The organism is Flavobacterium sp. Root420 (assembly GCF_001427905.1).
GTDB lineage: Bacteria > Bacteroidota > Bacteroidia > Flavobacteriales > Flavobacteriaceae > Flavobacterium.
On record NZ_LMEF01000005.1, the window covers coordinates 69,810 to 92,374 of the forward strand.

24 protein-coding genes and 1 pseudogene are annotated in these 22,565 nt (G+C 34.4%); 14 read left to right on the forward strand and 11 right to left on the reverse strand.

Features of this window, described 5'->3' with window-relative positions; translation table 11 throughout:
* Positions 1-18: 18 nt before the first annotated feature.
* The 3 genes from ASC72_RS05530 to ASC72_RS05540 all read left to right on the forward strand — a co-directional run bounded on the left by ASC72_RS05530 (position 19) and on the right by ASC72_RS05540 (position 4,237).
* Entirely contained in the window at positions 19-2,427 is a 2,409-nt protein-coding gene (locus ASC72_RS05530; RefSeq protein WP_056188076.1) for a glycoside hydrolase N-terminal domain-containing protein, read from the forward strand.
* Positions 2,428-3,408: 981 nt separating this feature from the next.
* Positions 3,409-3,867, forward strand: a complete 459-nt coding sequence (locus ASC72_RS05535; protein ID WP_056188079.1) for a Panacea domain-containing protein — start codon at positions 3,409-3,411, stop codon at positions 3,865-3,867.
* Positions 3,868-3,874: 7 nt separating this feature from the next.
* Complete coding sequence (locus ASC72_RS05540) at positions 3,875-4,237, forward strand: hypothetical protein (protein WP_056188082.1); 363 nt, start codon at positions 3,875-3,877, stop codon at positions 4,235-4,237.
* Positions 4,238-4,240: 3 nt separating this feature from the next.
* On the opposite strand, the gene ASC72_RS05545 is transcribed toward ASC72_RS05540, so the two are convergent.
* A complete protein-coding gene (locus tag ASC72_RS05545) occupies positions 4,241-4,786 on the reverse strand; it encodes a CvpA family protein (RefSeq protein WP_056188085.1) in 546 nt (181 codons plus the stop codon).
* 243 nt (positions 4,787-5,029) lie between these two features.
* Here ASC72_RS05545 and ASC72_RS05550 point away from each other — a divergent pair, with 243 nt between their 5' ends.
* From ASC72_RS05550 to ASC72_RS05560, 3 genes are all read left to right on the forward strand, one after another.
* The gene (locus tag ASC72_RS05550) at positions 5,030-5,386 is read left to right on the forward strand and encodes a hypothetical protein (protein WP_035681402.1); all 357 of its coding nucleotides are present in this window, start codon (positions 5,030-5,032) and stop codon (positions 5,384-5,386) included.
* Positions 5,387-5,496: 110 nt separating this feature from the next.
* Positions 5,497-6,516, forward strand: coding sequence for a phenylalanine--tRNA ligase subunit alpha (gene pheS, locus ASC72_RS05555; protein WP_056188088.1), 1,020 nt, complete (start codon positions 5,497-5,499; stop codon positions 6,514-6,516).
* A 77-nt stretch (positions 6,517-6,593) separates the two neighbouring features.
* Positions 6,594-7,001 carry a hypothetical protein gene (locus tag ASC72_RS05560; RefSeq protein ID WP_056188092.1) on the forward strand — a complete coding sequence of 136 codons (408 nt, stop codon included), beginning with the start codon at positions 6,594-6,596 and terminating at the stop codon, positions 6,999-7,001.
* A gap of 162 nt (positions 7,002-7,163) precedes the next feature.
* Here the strand turns inward: ASC72_RS05560 and ASC72_RS05565 are convergent, their stop codons facing one another.
* The 3 genes from ASC72_RS05565 to ASC72_RS05575 all read right to left on the reverse strand — a co-directional run bounded on the left by ASC72_RS05565 (position 7,164) and on the right by ASC72_RS05575 (position 10,516).
* The gene (locus ASC72_RS05565) at positions 7,164-8,159 is read right to left on the reverse strand and encodes an NAD(P)H-dependent glycerol-3-phosphate dehydrogenase (RefSeq protein WP_056188095.1); all 996 of its coding nucleotides are present in this window, start codon (positions 8,157-8,159) and stop codon (positions 7,164-7,166) included.
* A gap of 336 nt (positions 8,160-8,495) precedes the next feature.
* Positions 8,496-9,653, reverse strand: coding sequence for an iron-containing alcohol dehydrogenase (locus tag ASC72_RS05570; protein ID WP_056188098.1), 1,158 nt, complete (start codon positions 9,651-9,653; stop codon positions 8,496-8,498).
* A gap of 101 nt (positions 9,654-9,754) precedes the next feature.
* Positions 9,755-10,516 (reverse strand): type 1 glutamine amidotransferase domain-containing protein, encoded by a 762-nt coding sequence (locus tag ASC72_RS05575; protein WP_056188100.1) that lies wholly within the window; start codon positions 10,514-10,516, stop codon positions 9,755-9,757.
* Between the two features lie 85 nt (positions 10,517-10,601).
* Between ASC72_RS05575 and ASC72_RS05580 the strand changes: the two genes are divergently transcribed.
* The 7 genes from ASC72_RS05580 to ASC72_RS05610 all read left to right on the forward strand — a co-directional run bounded on the left by ASC72_RS05580 (position 10,602) and on the right by ASC72_RS05610 (position 17,278).
* Positions 10,602-11,507, forward strand: a complete 906-nt coding sequence (locus ASC72_RS05580) for a LysR family transcriptional regulator (protein WP_056188103.1) — start codon at positions 10,602-10,604, stop codon at positions 11,505-11,507.
* Between the two features lie 55 nt (positions 11,508-11,562).
* A complete protein-coding gene (locus tag ASC72_RS05585; protein WP_056188105.1) occupies positions 11,563-12,255 on the forward strand; it encodes an NUDIX domain-containing protein in 693 nt (230 codons plus the stop codon).
* Positions 12,256-12,329: 74 nt separating this feature from the next.
* Positions 12,330-13,169 (forward strand): ribose-phosphate diphosphokinase, encoded by an 840-nt coding sequence (gene prs / locus ASC72_RS05590; RefSeq protein WP_056188108.1) that lies wholly within the window; start codon positions 12,330-12,332, stop codon positions 13,167-13,169.
* The gene (locus ASC72_RS05595) at positions 13,159-13,686 is read left to right on the forward strand and encodes an NADAR family protein (RefSeq protein ID WP_056188112.1); all 528 of its coding nucleotides are present in this window, start codon (positions 13,159-13,161) and stop codon (positions 13,684-13,686) included. Before prs ends, ASC72_RS05595 begins: the two co-directional genes overlap by 11 nt.
* Positions 13,687-13,694: 8 nt before the next feature.
* Complete coding sequence (locus tag ASC72_RS24760) at positions 13,695-15,149, forward strand: O-acetyl-ADP-ribose deacetylase (RefSeq protein ID WP_082564244.1); 1,455 nt, start codon at positions 13,695-13,697, stop codon at positions 15,147-15,149.
* A gap of 6 nt (positions 15,150-15,155) precedes the next feature.
* On the forward strand, positions 15,156-15,710 hold the full coding sequence (locus tag ASC72_RS05605) for an RNA 2'-phosphotransferase (RefSeq protein ID WP_056188114.1): 555 nt from the start codon (positions 15,156-15,158) through the stop codon (positions 15,708-15,710).
* Between the two features lie 98 nt (positions 15,711-15,808).
* On the forward strand, positions 15,809-17,278 hold the full coding sequence (locus tag ASC72_RS05610; protein ID WP_056188117.1) for a nicotinate phosphoribosyltransferase: 1,470 nt from the start codon (positions 15,809-15,811) through the stop codon (positions 17,276-17,278).
* Positions 17,279-17,317: 39 nt separating this feature from the next.
* Here the strand turns inward: ASC72_RS05610 and nadD are convergent, their stop codons facing one another.
* The 5 genes from nadD to ASC72_RS05635 all read right to left on the reverse strand — a co-directional run bounded on the left by nadD (position 17,318) and on the right by ASC72_RS05635 (position 20,579).
* Positions 17,318-17,899: a nicotinate (nicotinamide) nucleotide adenylyltransferase gene (nadD, locus tag ASC72_RS05615; protein ID WP_056188119.1), complete on the reverse strand. Its 582-nt coding sequence runs from the start codon at positions 17,897-17,899 to the stop codon at positions 17,318-17,320.
* A 33-nt stretch (positions 17,900-17,932) separates the two neighbouring features.
* Positions 17,933-18,298, reverse strand: a complete 366-nt coding sequence (locus ASC72_RS05620) for a four helix bundle protein (protein ID WP_056188121.1) — start codon at positions 18,296-18,298, stop codon at positions 17,933-17,935.
* A gap of 59 nt (positions 18,299-18,357) precedes the next feature.
* Positions 18,358-18,930, reverse strand: coding sequence for a guanylate kinase (gmk, locus tag ASC72_RS05625; RefSeq protein ID WP_056188123.1), 573 nt, complete (start codon positions 18,928-18,930; stop codon positions 18,358-18,360).
* Positions 18,931-19,026: 96 nt separating this feature from the next.
* A complete protein-coding gene (locus ASC72_RS05630) occupies positions 19,027-19,887 on the reverse strand; it encodes a YicC/YloC family endoribonuclease (RefSeq protein WP_056188127.1) in 861 nt (286 codons plus the stop codon).
* Positions 19,888-20,225: 338 nt separating this feature from the next.
* Complete coding sequence (locus tag ASC72_RS05635; RefSeq protein ID WP_026983658.1) at positions 20,226-20,579, reverse strand: arsenate reductase family protein; 354 nt, start codon at positions 20,577-20,579, stop codon at positions 20,226-20,228.
* Between the two features lie 77 nt (positions 20,580-20,656).
* Between ASC72_RS05635 and ASC72_RS05640 the strand changes: the two genes are divergently transcribed.
* On the forward strand, positions 20,657-21,112 hold the full coding sequence (locus ASC72_RS05640) for a DinB family protein (RefSeq protein WP_056188130.1): 456 nt from the start codon (positions 20,657-20,659) through the stop codon (positions 21,110-21,112).
* Between the two features lie 200 nt (positions 21,113-21,312).
* On the opposite strand, the gene ASC72_RS24765 is transcribed toward ASC72_RS05640, so the two are convergent.
* Together ASC72_RS24765 and ASC72_RS24770 are read right to left on the reverse strand one after the other, a co-directional pair.
* Positions 21,313-21,673 (reverse strand): transposase (locus tag ASC72_RS24765; protein ID WP_206743205.1); only part of this gene is annotated, 361 nt, incomplete at its 5' end.
* A gap of 1 nt (position 21,674) precedes the next feature.
* A pseudogene (locus tag ASC72_RS24770) lies at positions 21,675-22,514 on the reverse strand (transposase); the annotation flags it as partial.
* Between the last annotated feature and the right edge of the window lie 51 nt (positions 22,515-22,565).

Consider the following 22,565-nt stretch of genomic DNA (forward strand, 5'->3'; position numbering starts at 1 on the left):
AAACAAAAAGAATATCATATGGCTTCAAATTGTTTAAAAAAACTAATCCTGATTTTCGTTTTTTCATTCCTTTACAAGAATGCAAACGCACAATCCAATCATATATTATGGTACAACCAACCCGCTGAGTTTTTTGAGGAAAGCCTCGTTTTAGGAAACGGAAAAATGGGAGCAACTGTTTTTGGTGGCGCCAATTCAGATAAAATCTATTTGAACGATGCGACACTTTGGTCAGGCGAACCCGTAAATGCTAAAATGAATCCGGAGGCTTACAAAAATATTCCGGCAATTCGTGAAGCCTTAAAAAATGAAAATTACAAACTTGCTGAAGAATTAAACAAAAAAGTGCAGGGTAAAAACTCCGAATCTTTTGCACCTTTAGGAACTTTAGAAATTAATAATTCTGAAAAAGGAAAAGCGGTAAATTACCATCGTGAACTGGATATTTCGAACGCCATATCAAAAGTAAGTTACGAAATGGCCGGCATAAAATATACCCGTGAATATTTTGTTTCGGCTCCCGATCAAATTATGATTATCAAATTGACAAGCGATCAAAAAGGAGCTTTAAACTTTGATATTAATTTAAAGAGCTTATTAAAATCAAATGTTGAGGTGCGAAATAATATTCTGGTAATGACCGGGACGGCGCCAATTCATGAAAATGCCGGCTATACTGTTTTACCAAAATATCTGGATATAAAAGAAAGAGGAACAAGATTTACGACTCTGATCCAAATCAAAAAAACGGACGGAAAAATTACAAGTTCCAGAGAATCGTTAACTTTAAAAGATGCAACGGAGGCTATTATTTATGTTTCTGTTGCCACAAGCTTTAATGGTTTTGACAAAAATCCCGCAACAGAAGGTGTAGACGATATCGCAATTGCATTGCAAAATCTGAACAAGGCATTTGCAAAACCATTCGATAAAGTAAAAGAATCTCATATTGCCGATTATCAAAAATTCTACAATCGCGTTAATCTGGATTTAGGAAAAACAACCGCCCCGGATTTACCGACAGACGAAAGATTGTTGAGATATTCAGACGGAAAAGAAGACAAAAATCTGGAGATTCTCTATTTCAATTTTGGGCGTTATTTGTTAATCAGCAGTTCAAGAACCATGGGCGTTCCGGCCAACTTACAAGGGATTTGGAATCCGCATTTAAACCCACCTTGGCGTAGTAACTATACGATGAATATTAATTTGGAGGAGAATTACTGGCTGGCAGAAAATACCAATCTTTCTGAAATGCATTTGCCACTTTTGTCTTTCATTAAAAACCTTTCGGTAACCGGAAAAACAAGTGCCAAAACTTTTTACGGAGTAAACGAAGGCTGGTCTGCTTCGCATAATTCCGATATTTGGGCTATGACCAATCCGGTAGGTCAATTTGGAAAAGAAGACCCAATGTGGGCCTGTTGGAATACCGCCGGAGCCTGGCTGAGTACACATATTTGGGAGCATTATATTTTTACCCAGGACAAAAATTATTTAAAAAATGAAGGTTATCCAGTAATGAAAGGCGCTTCACAGTTCTTTTTAGAATGGATGGTTCTCGATAAAAACGGAAATTTAATTACATCACCATCAACTTCACCCGAAAATCAATATAAATTGGCAGATGGCTTTGTTGGAGCAACTATGTACGGAGGAACGGCAGATCTAGCTATGATTCGCGAGTGTTTCGATAAAACAATAAAAGCTTCTAAAGTTTTAAATATCGATGCCGATTTTAGATCAAAACTAGAAAAAGCAATTGCTAAACTCTATCCGTATCAAATTGGAAAAAAAGGAAATCTGCAAGAATGGTACTTTGACTGGGAAGATAATGATCCAAAACATCGTCATCAATCGCAATTATTCGGACTTTTCCCGGGCCACCAAATTACGCCAGAGAAAACGCCTGATTTGGCTGAAGCATCAAGAAAAACATTAGAAATAAAAGGAGACGAAACTACTGGCTGGTCAAAAGGATGGCGTATCAATCTTTGGGCAAGACTGTGGGATGGAAATCGCGCCTATAAAATGTTCAGAGAATTACTTCGTTATGTCGATCCGGACGGAAAGAAAACAGAAAAACCAAGAAGAGGAGGAGGAACCTATCCGAATTTATTCGACGCGCATCCGCCATTTCAAATTGACGGAAACTTTGGAGGAGCCGCTGCAGTTGTAGAAATGCTGGTTCAATCTGACGAAAACGAAATCAGATTATTGCCGGCCTTGCCAGACGCCTGGGAAACCGGATCTGTAAAAGGTATCTGCGCCCGAGGCGGATTTGAGATTGCCATGGATTGGAATAATAAAAAACCAGAAAAAGTTACGGTAATTTCTAAAAATGGAGGAAAGACAACTTTAATCAACGGTGATAAAAAACAAGATATCACGCTGAAAAAAGGAGAAAAAATAGAATTAAACTGGTAGTTGTTTTTAAACGTATTTGAAACTCGACAGTCCCAATCCTTCGATATAAACCTGTCAGGTTTATTATTGATTGAGCTAGCTCCAGTGGAGCAGAATGTTTATAGAAATCAGAATAGATACGTAAAAAAAGCTCCAGTGGAGCGATATATACACGGTCTAAATTTAAATTTCACCCCGCTGGGGTTTTTGTCAAATGGGTCCCTGAATTTCTATAAATATTTCACCCCGCTGGGGTTTCTGGTGCGTGAATTCCGAATTTCTATAGACATTTCACCCCGATGGGGTTTTTGGATATTTAACACATGTCAAACCAACAGCCCGATCCTTCGGCATAAAACCTGTCGGGTTTATTATTGATTGAGCTAGCTCCAGCGGAGCAAAATGTTTATAAAATCAGAATAGATACGTAAAAAAGCTCCAGCGGAGCGATATATTCATGGTCTATATTTAATGTTCCACCCCGCTGGGGTTTTTGTCGAATAGGTTAATGAATTGAATTTCTATAAACATTTTACCCCGCTGGAGTTTCTGGTGCGTGAATTCCGAATTTCTATAGACATTTCACCCCGCTGGGGTTTTTGGATATTTAACACATTTCAAACCAACAGCCCGATCCTTCGGGATAAAACCTGTCGGGTTTATTATTGATTGAGCTAGCTCCAGCGGAGCAGAATGTTTATAGAAATCAGAATAGATACGTAAAAAAGCTCCAGTGGAGCGATATATTCATGGTCTATATTTAATGTTTCACCCCGCTGGGGTTTTTGTCGAATGGGTTCATGAATTGAATTTCTATAAACATTTTACCCCGCTGGTTTTTTTTTATCTAAAATCGAAAATTTCTAAATTCCATTTTGATGGAATTTGTATACGATTAATTCAATTCTTACAGCAAAACATCTCATTTACATTACAATACCTTCGTAAATTTTGTTTCAAATATATTTTAAGTAACTTTGGTAAAATAATAATTTTAAGATTATGACTTATAATCCAACAACAGTCGCAAATTATTTTATCGATAAGTATTCCAAAACGGGTAATCTTACGCCAATGAAGATAATCAAGCTGACTTACATTGCGTATGGTTGGTATTTGGCTTTGACAGATAAGAAAGAAAGATTATTGGATGAGAATCCAATTGCATGGGATTTTGGACCTGTTTTTCCGTCTTTGTATTATAGTATAAAGCAGTATAAAAAAGAAAAGATAACGGAGAAGATTCCGAATGCTGTAAAAGATGAAAAAATTACCAGCGAAGATGAAAAATTCTTAGATAAAATTTGGGAAGTTTACGGAAGGTTTGATGGTATTTATTTAAGTGCTTTAACACACAATGATGGTACTCCCTGGAATAAAGTATATCGAAAAGATTCTAATGCTGTTATTTCTGACGATGATATTTTTGAACATTATAAAACGAAGTTAAAACCAATTTAAACTTGATATGGCATCCCTAAATCTAAGTCAAATTTCAATTGCAAACAGTTCTTCCTTAACTCCTGAAGACCTTAGCAGCGCACGTTTACAAAATCAAATCCTTGAAGATAGATTAGGAAGCGCTAAAGTGGGAAGGTTTTTAGAAGATACCCGATTAAGAAGGCATCTAACCTATATTTTTGCTTTTATTATCTTTCTTTGGCTAGCAGCTGTAGTGTCTATTTTATATTTCAATTTTAATTTCCTGAATCTGAATCTTTCAGAAAATGTGCTCATTACATTATTGACCACTTCATCAGTAAATGTGATTGGAATGATGTTGATTATTCTGAAAAATTTATTTCCGAAACCTCTTAATGACGAGGAATAGGAATTATTCTTTTTTAGTTTCAGAAGTTTCTTCCGGGTTTTTAGCATGACTTTCTTTAAACGATTCGTACCATTTCTCAATTGACGGATAAACAAAAGCAGCTACTTTTTTAACAGGATTATAAAAAATAGAGTTGTCTAAAGTTTCTTTTTTGGCAAAGGTATTATTGAAGTTTATTTTCTCAAAAAGAGCAATAAAAATACTCATTATCAGGATCGTTTTTAAAACCCTGAAAAATCCTCCACCCAATTTATTTGCCCATCCGAGGAAAGCAAAATCGGCAATTCCGGTAAGGATTTTGGCTAAGAAATATACACCAATCACCACTAAAATAAAAGTCAGAATAAAAGCCGTAATCTGAATTGTATTTGGATTCCAGGAAACGTGCGGTGTAATGAGTCCCTTCATCAATGAAGAGAATTTAATCGCAAGATAAATTCCCAATAACAAAGAAACAAAAGAAGCAATTTCTACAAAAAGCCCGTTTTTAATGCCTTTGTATAAACTAAAAGCCAAAAGTGCTCCAAAAATCATATCGAAAAAACTCATATTTGCGGGTGTTTTATTGAAGCGCAAATATAACAGAATTATCTAGTTTTTAAGGTGCAGAGGTTCAGAGAAGCAAAGGGGCAAAGGTTTTTATTTTCTGATGTATTTCATTTTTTAAGGTCATTGGATTTGAAGTCCGTATCTTTGCAATTCTAATTTTAGATTTTAGATTGAAGATTTCAGTTTTAAAAATCGCAAAATCATTTTCAATCTAAAATCTTCAATCTAAAATCATAAATTAAAATGTCCAGAGATACACAATTAAAAGAGCGTTGGGAAAAGCTCGTCGATATACTTTCAAATCAGTTTTCGCAAGGCGAAGACTTAGATTTGGATGCTATTATTTACTTAATCGGGGTTCAGGAACTTGGAAAAGTACACCGCGAATTCAAAAAAGATGAAAAATTAAACTTAATGCACATCGCCATTTGCCGATTATTAGAGCCTTACGGATTCTATGAATTCGACTTTTTTGATGCCGAAGGATGGCCGCATTATAAAGTAAAAGAAGAGTTACCACCACTAAAAGCAGGCGAACAATCGGTTTTGATGAAAGAAGCGATTGTGAATTATTTTTTAGAAAGAGAACTTATTGATTAGTTTTCAGTCACAGTCACAGTTATAACAGTGTCAATGACTGAAAACTGCGACTGCGACTGTTTAATTTCAACTAAAATCACTAAATTTGCTCTCTCAATTATTGAAGGAAAATGATAGACAAGATAAAACAGCATATAGAGGAAGCTAAATCCTTTAATGATAAAAATAAAGAATCTTTAGAGCAGTTCCGAATTAAATATTTAGGTAGTAAAGGGTTATTAAAAGAACTTTTTACAGAGTTTAAAAATATTCCGAATGACCAGAAAAAAGATTTTGGACAAGTAATAAATACTTTAAAAGCCGTTGCTGAAGAAAAAGTAAGAGTTATTCAGGAAGAACTGGAAAGCAAACAGGAAACAAAAGGTATGTTTGGTGATTTAACCAGAGCAGCGGAGCCTGTAATTATAGGTTCCCGTCATCCTATTTCTATTGTAAAAAATCAAATTATAGATATTTTTGCCAATATTGGATTCAACGTTTCTGAAGGTCCGGAAATCGAAGACGACTGGCATAATTTTACCGCATTGAACTTACCGGAATACCATCCGGCTCGTGATATGCAGGATACTTTTTTCATTCAGACGAATCCTGATGTGTTGTTGCGTACGCATACATCCTCCGTTCAGGTACGTTATATGGAAAACAACAAACCGCCAATTCGTACTATTTCTCCGGGGCGTGTGTTTCGTAACGAAGCTATTTCGTCACGTTCACACTGTATTTTCCATCAGGTTGAAGGATTGTATATTGACAAAGATGTTTCTTTTGCCGATTTGAAACAAACGTTGCTTTATTTTACGAAAGAAATGTTCGGGAAATCTAAGATTCGTTTGCGTCCGTCATACTTTCCATTTACAGAACCAAGTGCCGAAATTGATATTTACTGGGGTTTAAAAACAGAAACCGATTACCGTATCACAAAAGGAACTGGCTGGTTAGAAATTGGAGGCTGCGGAATGGTTGATCCAAACGTTCTTAAAAACTGTGACATCAATCCGGATGAATTCAATGGTTTTGCTTTCGGAATGGGAGTAGAGCGTATTGCAATGTTACTGTATCAAATTGGTGACATCCGAATGTTTTACGAAAATGACGTTCGTTTCTTAGAGCAATTTAAAGCTAATATATAAATTAAGTCGAAAGTCAAAAGTCGAAAGTCTCAAAGTTTGGGACTTTCGACTTTTCGACTTTATAACTTTTGAGTAATATGAAAAAAGATATAACAATTCCAGAAGTAGAAAACGTATTCCTTGCCGCTGTTCAGGAATGGAGCGACGATTTTATGGAAAAAGTATGGTACGCTTACCTGGTAAACGACAGTGATTTTAATTTAGACAGTGTTATGGTTGTTTCAAAAGCATTTGGAACAATCGATAGCGAAATGAAAAAGACATCGACTTTACGTCATGCTTTTGTTGAAGTTCCAGCCGTTTCTGTTGTTAAAATCGAAATGATTGAGAAAAGTCTTTTGGTTTTAAATAATGAATTCATGGTGACTTTCTTCATCGGAAATACTTTGTATGACAAGAAATTCATCTTCAAATCCAACCTGATCAGCGAAAACAATACGGAAGAAGTGCCGATTTTGTTTGTAGAGGGGGTTATGGTGAAGTAAAGAGAGGCAAGAGAATAGAAGCAAGAGCCAAGAGAATAGACTTTAGAATAATAGAATAAAAAGAGCCGAGACAAAAATTAAATTAGTCTTGACTCTTTTTTTATGTTCATTCGCGAGAAATCTATTTTCTTGGTTCTTGCTTCTTTGCTCTAAGGGAAAAAATTAATCCAAAGACTCAGTCAATTTCTTAAATACAGCTTTAGCATCTTTTCCTTCATATAAAACAGCATACACAGCGTCAATAATAGGCGTTTTAGCACCGTAACCCTGATTTAGTTTATAAGCACTTTTTGTTGCGTAATATCCTTCGGCAACCATGCTCATTTCCATCATCGCACTTTTTACAGTGTATCCTTTTCCAATCATGTTTCCGAACATTCTGTTTCTGGAGAAAACCGAATATCCTGTAACCAATAAATCGCCCAAATAAGCCGAATCATTGATGTTACGTTTCATTTTATGCACTTTTCTAATGAATTTTTTCATCTCACGAATCCCATTACTCATCATAACCGACTGGAAATTATCTCCATAACCTAAACCATGGGCAATTCCGGCTGCGATTGCATATATGTTTTTAAGCATTGCTGCATATTCAGTTCCGATAATATCGTCTGAAATTTTAGCTTTGATATAGTTTCCTGAAAGTGATTTAGCCACAATACGAGCTTTGTCCGGATCTCCGCAAGCAATTGTTAAGTACGAAAGTCTTTCTAAAGCCACTTCTTCAGCATGACAAGGGCCTGTAATAACACCAATATTGTAGTATGGAATGTCGTATTGAATATGGAAATGTTCGCCAACAATTAAACTTGTTTCCGGAACAATTCCTTTAATAGCTGAGAAAATGATTTTATCGGCCAAAGAAACCGTCATGTTTTTCAATTCCGCATCTAAAAAAGCAGAAGGAATAGCAAAAATCACATAATCTGCATATTCAATTGCTTCGTTGATATTATTGGTTAATCTAAGTTTCTTGGTATCAAATTCTACCGAACTTAAATAATTTGGATTGTGTTTGTATTTTTGAATGTGCTCTATCGCAGCGTCATTACGCATATACCATGCAATTTCGGAAAGATTCACGCAAAGCATTTTTGCAATTGCCGTTGCCCAACTACCTCCTCCAATCACTGCAAATTTTAAATTTTCGCTCATTATTTTAATAATTTAAAGCAAAAGTACTTAATAAAGTAGTAATAATACAAAATCTCATTTAAGAAATTTAATAATCTCCTTTAATTAGAAGGGTTTTCATTACAGCAGGAAAAATATCAAAAAATAATTTTACTCCTACACAATAAACTCGAGATAGTTGCGTTAGAACTATTTATAAATTTAGAATTTAATGAGTTTAGCAAAAAAAGAGTTAGTTAGTTTTGTTTTAGTATTTTAAAAAGGCGTTCCTAAATATTTTAAGAACGCCTTTTTTTAGTTTTCGGTTTACAGTCACAGTTTACAGTTTAAACTGAGAATGAATACTGCGACTAGGAACTAATAACTCATTTCAACAATAGATTTTACTTTATCTAAAGTTACCAATTGATTTTCGCCTAAACCTTTCCAGTTTCTTTCGTCAAAACGTTTTACAATAAAATCAGCTGTTTCATTATAATCGTTTGTGTATTGCGAAAGTTTGGTATCCATTCCCATTGTATGGAAAAATTCAACTGTTTTATTGATCGCTTCTTTAGCTACTTCGTCATCAGAACCGGTTAAATTAAAAATTCTTCTTCCGTATTGCGCTAATTTGCCTTTTTTGGTTTCAAACATTACCTTGTATAGGCTTGGTCCTATAATCGCCAAAGTTCTCGCATGATCAATTCCGTATAAAGCGGTTAATTCGTGCCCAATCATATGTGTTGCCCAATCTGTCGGAACACCTTTCTGAATTAATCCATTTAAAGCCATGGTACAACTCCACATAAAGTTGGATGCTAAGGCATAATCAGTTGGATTTTCAACCACTTTTGGACCAACTTCGATTAAGGTTTGTAAAATTCCTTCAGAAATTCTGTCCTGCAAATAACCTTCGTGAGGATAAGTCAAATATTGTTCCATTACATGCGTATATGCGTCGACAACACCGTTTTGCAGTTGTCTTTTGGGTAAAGAAGCAATAACGGTTGGATCACAGATAGAAAATTTTGGAAACAAGGCACTACCGCCAAAAGCTAGCTTTTCCTGCGTTGCTGCAATAGTAACAACAGAACCCGAATTCATTTCGCTTCCTGTAGCCGGTAAAGTTAGAACAGTTCCAAATGGCATAGCGTTTTCTTTAATCAGTAATCTTTTCTGTAAAATGTCAATCGGATTTCCTTCAAAATGAACGGCAGCCGAAATAAATTTCACACCATCAATAACAGATCCGCCACCAACAGCCAGAATAAAATCAATTTTTTCGGCTTTAATTACTTCTACAGCTTTCATTAAAGTTTCAAAATGTGGGTTAGGCTCTATTCCGCCAAATTCCACAATATCAAAACCTTTTAAATTGTTGATGACTTGTTCGTGAATGCCGTTTTTAAAAATACTTCCACCACCGTAAGCCAGTAATATTTTAGCACCTTTAGGAACTAAACTAGAAAGTTTTTCTATTTGTCCCTTCCCGAAGATTAAATTCGTCGGATTATATAATTCAAAGTTTAACATGTTTTTATTTTTAAGGTTCTGAGATACTAAGGGACTAAGGTTCTAAGTTTTTTTTAAGATTTTGAAATCTTAGCAACTCAGAACCTTAGTCCCTTAGCATCTTATTCTAATTTTTGTAATAGTTTTCCAGCCACTAATTTTGATGATGCCGGATTTTGTCCTGTAATTAAAAGACCGTCTTCAACAGCATAAGGCTGCCAGTTTGGTCCTTTTGAGAATTTAGCTCCGTTTGACGAAAGTGCATCTTCTAATAAAAAAGGAACTACTTTGGTTAAACCAACAGCCTCTTCTTCTTCATTGGTAAAACCGGTAACTTTTTTACCTTTCACTAAATATTCCCCGTTTACTTTTACGTTTTTCAAAACGGCTGGAGCGTGACAAACAAAGGCAACAGGTTTTTTGTGTGAGTAAAATGATTCGATTAAATCGATAGAGTTTTGATTTTCTACTAAATCCCAAAGCGGACCATGGCCTCCAGGATAAAAAACAGCATCATAATCTTTTTGATTTATGGTCGAAAGTTTCAAAGTATGTTTTAATTTTTCCTGTAAGGCTTTATCGGCATCAAAACGTTTGGTGTCTTCTGTAGCCGAAGCCGGATCAGCACTTTTTGGATCGATTGGTGGCTGTCCTCCAAGTGGAGAAGCAATTGTAATTTCAACTCCTTTGTCTAATAACTCATAATAAGGTGCAGCCAATTCTTCTGACCAAAATCCGGTTTTTTCTCCCGTGTTGCCCAGTTTATCATTACTGGTGACAACAAATAATACCTTTTTCATATTTTTCTTATTTGATTTTTGCGCTGTAGCTGTTATGCTGCTGGCAGTAAATGCGACAATTGCGAGTAATGCTATTTTTTTCATAGTTTTAAATTTTCATCAAATTTACAGCTTAAGTGATATTTGTAAAAATAAAATAAACTATGTTTGTAATAAATAAATTTATATCATGGTAAATCTGGAATGGTACAGAACATTTAAAGCAGTTTATAAAAACGGTAATTTTTCAGTCGCTGCAAAAGAGTTGTTTATGAGTCAACCTGCTGTAAGTCAGCAAATATCAATGTTAGAGGCACATGTTGGTTATAAATTATTTAACCGAAAGTCAAAAGGCGTTGAAGCAACCGAATACGCTAAGTTACTCAATAATTTAATTATTGATGCGCTCGATCGATTAGAAAATGTAGAAAGCGGTTTTAGAGCGAAAGCGGAGGATTCTAAACGATTAATATCGATTGGAGTGTCTAAAGATTTGTTTAATTGTTTTGCGAGTACACTAATTTCCAAGTTTGATTTAATCGATTTTACTTTCGCAGAAGATGATGTCCTTTTTTCGCTTGTCGATGCTAAAAAACTCGATTTTGCGATCGTAACTAAAAGGTTTGATACGTTTGATACGATTTATGAAATCATCGGAAAAATTAAACTGGTAGTCGTTGGATCATCAAATTTAGATGTAACGGATTTTCGTCAAAAATTAAAATCAGATAACGCGGCCGAAATAGAGCAGTGGCTTAACGATCAGAAATGGTATAGTCATGATGCACGAATTCCGCATGTAAAATTATTCTGGCTTCATGCCTTTAATAAAAAGAGACCTGCAATAGTGCCCAATTATATCATTCCGTCAGAATCTGAGATGTTAGAAATGTTATCCAGAAATTCCGGAATTGCCATTACCTGGAATTGTAATTCAAGAAAATATATTAAAGAGAATAAACTGCAATTGTTATGGAATAACTTTCACGTTCCGGAAGAATATGTGTATTTGCTGAGTGCTAAAAACAATAATCTGAATTCTTTTTTTGATAGTATTTCAAAAGAATTAAAGTTGTTTTTTGGGAATAGGATGTAGAGATTAAATTAGCAAAAATTCAATAGTTATTTCTGCTTATTAATGTGTTTTAAATATGGAAAATTTTCAAAATATTAGAATTGCTGTTGATGCCATTGTTTTTGGTTATAAAAACAACAGTTTGTACGTTCTTTTAATAGAGCAGCAATTTGGTTCTGCAGAGAAATATTGGGCTGTCCCGGGAGGTTTAGTAAAAAATGATGAATCGTTGAATGATGCTGTAATTCGGGAATTACATGAAGAGACAAATGTTCAGTTGACTTTTATGGAACAGCTTTACACATTTGGTGATGATGTTTTCAGGGATTCAAGAAATCGTGTTATTTCTGTTGCTTATTATGCTTTGGTTGACGCTTCAAATCTGGAAATAAAAGCTGATACCGATGCTGATCGGGTACAGTGGTGTCAAATTGATTCTATTCCTCGTTTGGCTTTTGATCATAATTTAATAATCGAAAAAGCAATCACAAGACTAAAAGCAAAACTTACTTACGAACCAATTGGGTTCGATTTGCTTCCGGAAGAATTTCTGTTTTCGGATCTTGAAAATCTTTATTGTACTATATTGGAGAAAGAAATTGACCGACGAAATTTCAGAAAGAAGATTCTTAGTTATGGTTTTTTAGAAGAAACAGAACATTTCTCTCCAATAAAAAGTGGCCGACCGGCAAAATTATTTAAGTTCAATAAGCTGAAGTACAATTCTTTAATTGAAAATGGTTATCACTTTGAAATAAAGTTTGCGTAAATTGTACACAAAATAAATTGTTTATTAAAAATAATAATCTACATTTGCGTATAATTAACGCAAAATAAAAAACTATGATACTTAACCTAGACCCAAAATTCACTCCGATTCTTAATCAGGAACAAATCAATTTTCAAAGTTTTACTTTTTCCGGCGGTGAGCCACACATCAAAATTGATCCAAATTTTAATGCTGCTCAAAAAGTTACTATTACACATAGGTTAAATTCATTTAATGATTTGGGTTTATTGTGTATAACAGTAGATGCTTTACGAAGAATGGATGTTAAAGTTATCGATCTTTTTATTCCGTATTTCCCGGCTGCCAGACAAGATCGTGTAATGATAAAAGGAGAAGCGCTTTCTGTTAAGGTTTATGCAGATATTATTAACGCACTTCAATTAAATAACGTTTTTGTTTTTGATGCACATTCTGAGGTAACTCCGGCTTTAGTGAATAATTGCGAAGTGATCCCGAATCATACTTTTATTCAGGAAGTCCTTAAAGTAGTTGGAGAAAGCATAAAATTAATTTCTCCTGATGGTGGTGCATTAAAAAAAATCTATAAAGTTTCTGAATTTTTAGGAGGCGTTGATGTGGTAGAATGCAGTAAAAGCCGTGATGTAAAAACCGGAAGATTATCTGGTTTTAAAGTTTATGAAGACGATTTAAACGGAATGGATTGCTTAATTGTAGATGACATTTGCGACGGAGGAGGAACTTTTGTTGGTTTAGCTGAAGAATTAAAAAAGAAAAACGCCGGAAAATTATACTTAGCGGTAAGTCACGGAATTTTCAATAAAGGTTTTGAAGTTTTGGATTGTTTTGATAAAATTTTTACAACCAATTCTTTTAAAGATTTTGAAGGTGAAAAGGTCGTTCAAATCACATTAGATCAATTATATGAAATATAAAATAGAAGATATAGCTCCGGAAAGTAAGTTTTTATTTTTCTGGGGACACCAGCCAAATAAAGACGGAAGCATTTCTAAAACCTGTTTCAGTCAATGGTGGTTAAGCTCTTTTGAAGTTGAAGGCATAACATACAAAACAGCAGAACACTGGATGATGGCGAAAAAAGCAGCATTGTTTAATGACAATGAAGTTTTGGAGAAAATTATTGAATCGAATTCTCCAGCCGAAGCCAAAAAGTTAGGTCGTGAAGTAAAAAATTACGATGATAAACTTTGGTTAGCGAATCGATTTGAAATTGTAAAACAAGGTAATTATCATAAATTCAGTCAAAATGCTGATTTAAAAGAATTTTTAATCAATACAAATGATCGCGTTTTAGTAGAAGCCAGTCCGGTTGACCCAATTTGGGGAATTGGTATGGCCAGTGATGATAAAGATGTTATGAATCCCGAGAAATGGAAAGGTTTGAATCTTTTGGGTTTTGCTTTGATGGAAGTTAGGGATGAATTGAAATAGTTTGGATTATGGAAATAGAAATTCTCAAAGCTGATATAACAGAAATTCAAGTTGATGCAATTGTAAATGCAGCAAATACTTCGTTACTTGGAGGCGGAGGTGTTGATGGCGCAATTCACAGAAAAGGCGGTAAAGCAATTTTGGACGAATGTATCCAAATTCGAAACAAACAAGGAGGATGTAATGTTGGGAATGCTGTCATAACAACAGCAGGTAATTTGCCTTCAAAACATGTAATTCATACCGTTGGTCCGGTTTGGAATAACGGTAAAAGCCTTGAAGAGGAATTACTGCAAAGCTGTTATTTAAGTGTTCTGGAATTAGCGGTTAGAAATAATATTAAGACAATAGCCTTTCCAAATATAAGTACCGGCATTTATAAGTTTCCTAAAGTTTTGGCAGCAGAAATTGCACTTCATTCGATTAATATTTTTGAACAGAAAGAACAATTAGAAAAAATCATATTTGTTTGTTATGATGATGAAAATTTGAAAATTTATACTGATTTAATAAATAATGAATTTGAATATAGAGTCAAATCTGGATTGTTTGGAGTAGCTATTGGTGACGCTTTAGGCGTTCCGGTAGAGTTTAAAACCAGAGATTATTTAAGAAACAATCCTGTTCAGGATATGATGGGTTTTATGTGTTGGCATCAGCCACCTGGAACATTTAGTGATGATAGTTCCTTGGCTTTTTGTACTGCCGAAAGTTTATGCAAAGATTTTGATATAGAAGATATGGCAATAACTTTTGTGAAATGGATGGAAGAAGGATATTGGGGAGCTCATCATAAAGTGTTTGATATTGGAGGAACCACAAGGCATTCTTTGGTAAGAGTTTTAAAAGGAGAATCAGCAAAACACTCAGGTAATTTCTTTGAGGAAGATAACGGCAATGGTTCTCTAATGAGAATTCTTCCTTTAGTTTTTTATCTGCATAAAGAAAGGGATGTTGAGGCTATTTACAAGAAGGTAAAAAAAGTGTCATCTATTACTCACGCGCATTTTAGATCAGTATTTGCTTGCTTCATTTATGTTATTTATTGCTTAGAAATTTTAAAAGACATTGATAAAATAACTGCTTATAAGAATATGCAAAATATTATTTCTGATTTTTTAAGTGATAAGAAATTTAATCCTGTTGAAATTCAGTTGTTTAATAGGATTTTAAAAAACAATATAGCTAAATATCCAGAAAATGAAATTGAATCATCCGGTTATGTTCTGCATAGTTTAGAAGCGAGTTTATGGTGTTTCTTGAATTCGAATACTTATGAAGAAACTGTTTTAAAAGCAGTGAATTTAGGGGGAGATACCGATACAACGGCAGCTATAACTGGTGGTCTTGCAGGGATTTATTACGGAATGGACAGTATTCCTCAAAAATGGATTACTGGATTAGCAAGAAAAAATGATATTGATGATTTGTGCGAACGATTATCATTAAAGTTAAAAGATTAAAAATCAATGAATGAAAAAACAGCAAAAAGCGTAAGCAAGTTCCTGAGTTTGGTTCTTAGGCATTCACCAGAAACCATCGGATTAAAATTAGACGAAAATGGTTGGACAGATGTTGAAGAATTAATTGAAAAATGCAATAAAAAAGAAAGTCAAAATGAAATGACTGTTGAACTTTTAGATTATGTAGTAGAAAACAATGATAAAAAGCGTTTTGCTTTTAATGAAGATAAAACAAAAATCAGAGCAAGTCAGGGACATTCCATTTCAGTTGAATTAAACCTGAATGAAGCAGAACCTTCGGAGTTTTTATATCACGGAACCGTAGGTAAGTTTTTAGAAAACATTAAAAAAGAAGGTTTACAAAAAATGAACCGTCAGCATGTGCATTTGAGCAAAGACGAGGAAACTGCAATAAAAGTTGGAAGCAGGCGTGGTTCTGCTCAAATCTTAACTGTTAGAAGCGGCGCAATGCATCAAGACGGGTTTAAATTTTATTTATCTGAGAATAATGTTTGGCTGACAGATGAAGTTCCTGCGAAATATATCGAATTTATATCATGAAACGAATATTAGTTTTTGGTGATATTCATTGGATTTAAAGGCTTTATACAACCGAAGAACAAAGAAATTAATGATTAAAAAATTAACGAAGAAAATATATGAACCCATTATTATTAACAGATGGTTACAAAGTTGACCACAGAAGACAATATCCAGACAATACTACATTAGTATATTCTAACTGGACACCCAGAAAATCAAGAATTGAAGGTCTTGATGAAGTTGTGTTTTTCGGATTGCAATATTTCATTAAAAAATATATCATTCATGATTTTGATGCTTATTTTTTCAAACAGCCAAAAGAAGAAGTAGTTAAAAAATATGCCCGAAGAATCAATAATTATTTAGGGGAAAATCAGGTTGGAACCAAACATATCGAAGATTTACATGATTTAGGATATATTCCGATGGTTTTTAAAGCTTTGCCAGAAGGAGCAAGTGTGCCTTTGAGAGTGCCAATGTTTACAATGTACAATACGATTCCGGAGTTTTTCTGGTTGACTAATTACTTTGAAACTTTGCTTTCTGCCGTGATTTGGCTGCCTTGTAACTCTGCAACAATTGCAAAAGAGTATAGAAAAGTATTAGATAAATATGCCGAAGAAACTTCTTCTGTGCCTGATTTTGTAAATTGGCAGGGACATGATTTTTCGATGAGAGGAATGGGCGGAATTGAAGCAGCAGTAACATCTGCAGCTGGACATTTACTAAGTTTTACAGGTTCTGATACGATTCCGGCAATTGATTTTTTCGAAGAATATTATAATGCCAATTCAGATACAGAATTAATCGCAGGCTCAGTTGCTGCAACAGAACATTCTGTAATGTGTATGGGAACTACAGAGGGCGAATGTGAAACTTTTAAAAGATTAATTACAGAAGTTTATCCAAAAGGAATTGTTTCAATAGTCTCTGATACCTGGGATTTATGGAAAGTTTTAACCGATTATTTGCCTAAATTAAGAGAAGATATTATTGCCAGAGAAGGCAAAGTTGTAATTCGTCCTGATAGTGGCGATCCGGTTGATATTATTTGTGGTAATCCAAACGGAAAGAATGAGAATGAAAAGAAAGGTGTAATTGAACTGCTTTGGGATATTTTTGGCGGTTCTGTTAACGAAAAAGGATATAAAGAGCTTATTCCTCAAATTGGGGCTATTTATGGCGACAGCATTACCGTTGCCAGAGCGACTCAAATAGGCGAGAGATTAAAAGAAAAAGGTTTTGCGTCAACAAATGTTGTTTTAGGAATTGGTTCTTTTACCTATCAATATAATACCAGAGATACTTTCGGATTTGCGATGAAAGCAACTTACGGAGAAGTAGACGGAGAAGGAAGGGCTATTTTTAAAGATCCAATTACAGATGACGGAACTAAAAAATCGGCTAAAGGATTGATGAAAATTGATTTAGTTGATGGAGTTTATCATTTAACTGATAATGTTTCCTGGGAGGAAGAAAGACAAGGAGAACTGAAAGAAGTTTTCAGAGATGGAAAACTTTTAATAGATCAATCGCTGACTGAGATTAGAGCGCGAGTTAAAATCGAGATAAGCATTGAAGCATAAAAACAAAAAAGCCTGAATTTTTTAAAATTCAGACTTTTTTTATTTCTTATAAAAATTATTGTGATCAATATACTCCCAAACCTTAGGAGGTAAAAGTGGTTGAATATTTTTTCCTTTTTTAATGTTGTTTCTAATAAAGGTCGAAGAAATCTCTACAACCGGCGCATCAATAATATGAACTTTTGGATGCGATTTTAATTCAATATTTTCAGCTTCTTCAGAAATGCGTGGGTAAACATAAATATCATAATGATCCAAAATCACTTCGTAGTTTTTCCATTTGTGAAGCGTTTTCAAATTATCTTCGCCCATAATCAAGGAGAATTCATTATTTGGATATTTCTCCTGCAAATGAACCAGAGTATTTACTGTGTAGTTCGGCTGAGGCAATTTAAACTCAATATCTGAAGGTTTTATCTTTGGATAATCTTCTGTTGCCAGATAAACCATTTCAAGTCGCTGATGATCGTCTAATAAAGTAGCTTTCTTTTTTAGCGGATTATGAGGAGTAACCACCATCCAAACCTGATCTAAATCGGCAAATTCAGCCATATGATTGGCAATAATCAAATGACCAACATGAATGGGATTATACGTTCCGAAATAAAGACCTATTTTCATTTTTTAGAGTACTTAGTTCTTAGTCCTTAGTTCTTAGTCTTTAAGATTTTTACAAAAAGCACTTATCATTTTGCTTTCTTCTTCAATCAAAAACATAATCTCATTAAATAGATTATCGTCAGAAATAAATTCTAATTCTTTTGCAATAATTAATTGTGTTTCTATTTCATTCAGAGAACCTCTGGAAATATTCAAAAAGTGGTTAAATGATTTATCGGTTTGACGTCCAAAGCCTTCTGCAATATTTGAAGGAATGGATACGCTCGCCCTTTTTAATTGACTTGTTAAGGCGTATATTTCTTCTTTAGGAAAACTCTTTGTGAGTTTATAAACTAGAACAACTATTTTTATTCCTTTTTGCCAAATAAATAATTCTTTGTACGATTTAATGCCACTCATGTAAATCTTATAATTTAATTTCTTCTCAGACTAAGGACTAACAACTAAGGACTAATAACTTATTTATTTACAAAGTCTTTCACTAACTGATAAGCTTCTTCTTTGGCAGTATCTAAATCGTAGTTTTTGATGATCGTATCAAATTGCGGAGCCGTCGCCAATTCTACAGAAGCTTTTGCAATTCGCATATTGATTTTGTCATCACTTTCGGTAGAACGTTGTTTTAAGCGGCGTTTTAGTTCATCAACACTTGGTGGTTTTACGAAAACGGCTAAAGTTTGTTCCGGAAATTTATGTTTAATACGCAATCCGCCGGCAACATCAATGTCAAAAATCACGTTTTTTCCTAAAGCCCAGATTCTTTCGATTTCTGCTTTTAAAGTACCGTAAAAGTTATCGCGGTATACTTCTTCCCATTCCAGAAAATCTTCTCCTTTAATGTGTTTTTTGAATTGCTCTAACGAAATAAAATAATAATCTTTTCCGTGTTCTTCTTCTCCGCGTGGGTCGCGTGAAGCCGCTGAGATTGAAAATTCTAAATTTAAATCTTCTTTCCCCAGTAAATGTCTTACTATAGTTGTTTTGCCTGATCCCGAAGGTGCTGAGAAAACAATTAATTTTCCTTTGTTCATTATGGTATGCTTTAGGCTTTAGGCAATTGGCCTTAAGCTTTTTTATTTGAAGTCTTTGATTTTGCCTATAGCTTAAAGCTTATTGCTTATAGCTTTTTACAACACATTTAAAACCTGTTCCTTAATCTTCTCCAACTCATCCTTCATCATCACCACCAATTTCTGCATTTGTGCATGATTTGATTTTGATCCCATGGTATTAATCTCGCGACCCATTTCCTGAGTAATGAAACCTAATTTACGACCATTAGCTTCAGTACCTTTAATGGTTTCTAAGAAATAGTCTAAGTGATTTGTTAAACGTACTTTTTCTTCGGTAATATCAAGTTTTTCCAGATAATAAATCAATTCCTGTTCGAAACGATTTTCATCCACATTCACTTGTAATTCAGAAATGGCAGTTTGCAAACGGTCTTTTATAGCCTGAACTCTTTCCGGATCAAGTGCCAAAGCGTCGTCCATATATTGACGGATATTTCCAATTCGAAGATTGAATTCTTTTTCAAGCGATTCACCTTCGTCTTTTCTAAAACTTAAGATGTTTTGTAAAGCTTCTTCAATGATAACCTGAATTTGGTCCCAATCGTTTTCATCGATTTCTTCGCGTTCTGTTTTTAATGTATCTGGCATACGAACGGCCATTTTCATCAATTCCGTTTCATCGGCATCAGGGTAAACTTCTTTAAGTTGTGCGATGTAATTTTTTACAACAGGAACATTTACTTTTGTCGAAGTTTGTTCAGAAGTACTTTCAATGTAAATTCCGAAATCAATTTTTCCTCTTTCCAGTTTTGTAGAGATTTGAGTTCTTAAACCTAATTCCATCTCGCGATAAAGAGAAGGCATTCTTACGTTTAAATCTAAACCTTTACTATTTAAGGATTTTACTTCGACCGTAATTTTTTTTGTAGGCAATTGCAAAGAAGCTTTGCCAAACCCTGTCATAGATTGTATCATATAATTGAGTATAAAGGCGCAAAGATAATTAAAAGTTTGCTGTGTTGAGTGGTAAAATGGTAATCTGTGAACAGCAGAAAGGGTTTATGCTTTTTTTACCGCAAATTTCACAAATTTGAAACGTTTAAACTTCACAAATTAATTTGAAATGAATTTGTCTAATTCAATTTATTATAAATTATAATTTGTGGTTAACTTTTTAGAGTAAGATTTAGTTTTGGGCGTTCCCTTCGGTCGGGCTATACGCTCCAATCTTTTTTTGAGCAGAAAAAGCTCAAAAAAAGGATTTCCACTTCTATCCCTAACGCAAATCCCGATTCTTTAAGAAATTTCAGGTATTATTTTTCTAAAGCTTTCATAGCTTGTAAAGTAACCGGCTGACTATTGCCAATATAAATTTTACCATCAATAATAAAAACCGGACGGCTCAAAAAAGTGTAATGTTCCAGAATGTATTTTTTAAAATCAGCTTCAGTCAGTGATTTGTTTTTTAAATCCATCGACTTGTACAACTGTGCTTTTTTGCTGAATAACGCTTCATAACTTCCCGCAAGCTTGTGCATTTCTTCCAATTCCGCTTCAGTAATCGGATTTTGTCTAATATCATGAAACTCCAGATTATGATTCGCCGGTAAACCTTTTATAATTTTTCTACACGTGTCGCAAGAAGCTAAGTAATATATTTTGTTCATGATTTTTAAATTTAGTGACTACAAAGAAAATTCATTTGAAACTTAAAAATGCCTAATTTTAGAAAAAAATTATAACTATGAATTCAGTTTTTGAAGTACAAAAAACCATTAGAGAAATTCTTTTGAAGATTTTAGACCATCATTCATTAGAACAGTTAAACAAAATCCCAGCCGGATTTGGTAATAATTTAATTTGGAATATAGCACATTGTGTGTCTACGCAACAAGTTTTAGTTTATAAATTATCGGGTTTGCCAATGATGGTTTCCGAAGAGTTTATAAACAAATACAGAAAAGGAACCAAACCCGAAGGTGATATTTCGCAAGCAGAAGTAGATGAAATCAGAACCTTGCTTTCAACAACTTTAGAGCAGGTTCAGAAAGATTTAGCTGATGGCATTTTTCAAACCTACACGGAATATACCACTAGTATGGGTTACACTCTGAAGAATATTAATGGTGCCCTGGATTTCAATAATTATCACGAAGGAATTCATACCGGAATTGCAATGAGTATTAGAAAGCTTGTATAAAAAGAAGAAGCCGTCTCAAAACAAAATTTGAGGCGGTTTTTTATTTGTTGTCCATTGTGGTTTTTAATGTTTTGATTTTAAGGAGAGGCAAAAATTGCCCTTAGAAGAAGCCGTCTCAAAACAAAATTTGAGGCGGTTTTTTATTTGTTGTCCATTGTGGTTTTTAATGTTTTGATTTTAAGGAGAGGCAAAAATTGCCCTTATGCTGCAATTTTCTTTCTTAAGTTATGTCCTAAAGCCATTAATCCGAACTCTAATTCTACTTTTTGAAGYCCTTTTAAAGAAAAACGTCTAAATCYGTTATTATGCTTGAGTTGRGCAAATACAGGTTCCACATCGGCAGAGCGCTGTTTTCTTCTTTGTATTCCTGTTTSACTAAGGAGTAATTCCCTTGTTCTTTCTTTRTGCCTTTCAAGATTGTGGTTTCTCTCGATGCTTCTGTTTCCTTTGGCTTTAAAGCATTGACCTTTCATGGGGCAGCCCTCGCAGTTTGCAGCTTGGTAATGGGATAAGGTTTGGGTATATCCGCCTGCTGTCTTTTTCTGATTCTCATGTGTCTTGNATGCTTGAGTTGRGCAAATACAGGTTCCACATCGGCAGAGCGCTGTTTTCTTCTTTGTATTCCTGTTTGACTAAGGAGTAATTCCCTTGTTCTTTCTTTGTGCCTTTCAAGATTGTGGTTTCTCTCGATGCTTCTGTTTCCTTTGGCTTTAAAGCATTGACCTTTCATGGGGCAGCCCTCGCAGTTTGCAGCTTGGTAATGGGATAAGGTTTGGGTATATCCGCCTGCTGTCTTTTTCTGATTCTCATGTGTCTTGRGCATTTTTTGTCCCATCGGGCATACATAATAGTCTTCTTGCTGATTRTAATAWARATTCTCTTTRCTAAAAGCCTTGTATTTCTTTTGATAGTTCGGGTCCTGTTCCTTTTCAAAAGTRTTGTATTTCACAAAAGCTTTGAGYTTCTTTTTTTCCAGATAATCATAGTTCTCTTCACTGCCGTAACCTGCATCAGCTGTTATTTCTTCCAGAGCTTTGAGYTTCTTTTTTTCCAGATAATCATAGTTCTCTTCACTGCCGTAACCTGCATCAGCTGTTATTTCTTCCARCTTTTTAAAGATTTTTTTTCCATAAGTCTGTTCAAAATTCTCCAAGTGAGGCTTTAATGTTTTGGTGTCAGTCGGATTTTGATGGATGGTATAATGAACAATAATCTGGTTTTGGGTGGATATCTGTGTATTGTAAGCCGGCTTTAGCTGACCGTTGCGCATATGATCTTCTTTCATACGCATAAAAGTAGCATCAGTATCGGTTTTACTATAACTGTTTCTTTTTCCCAGAATAGCTTGCTGTTTTTCATACTTTTCCAGATTGGCCGCAAAATTATTTTTTATATAGCGCAATTTGGCTTTTGCCCTGGAACTGGTCTTTTGGTTACCTGAGAGTTTGGCATC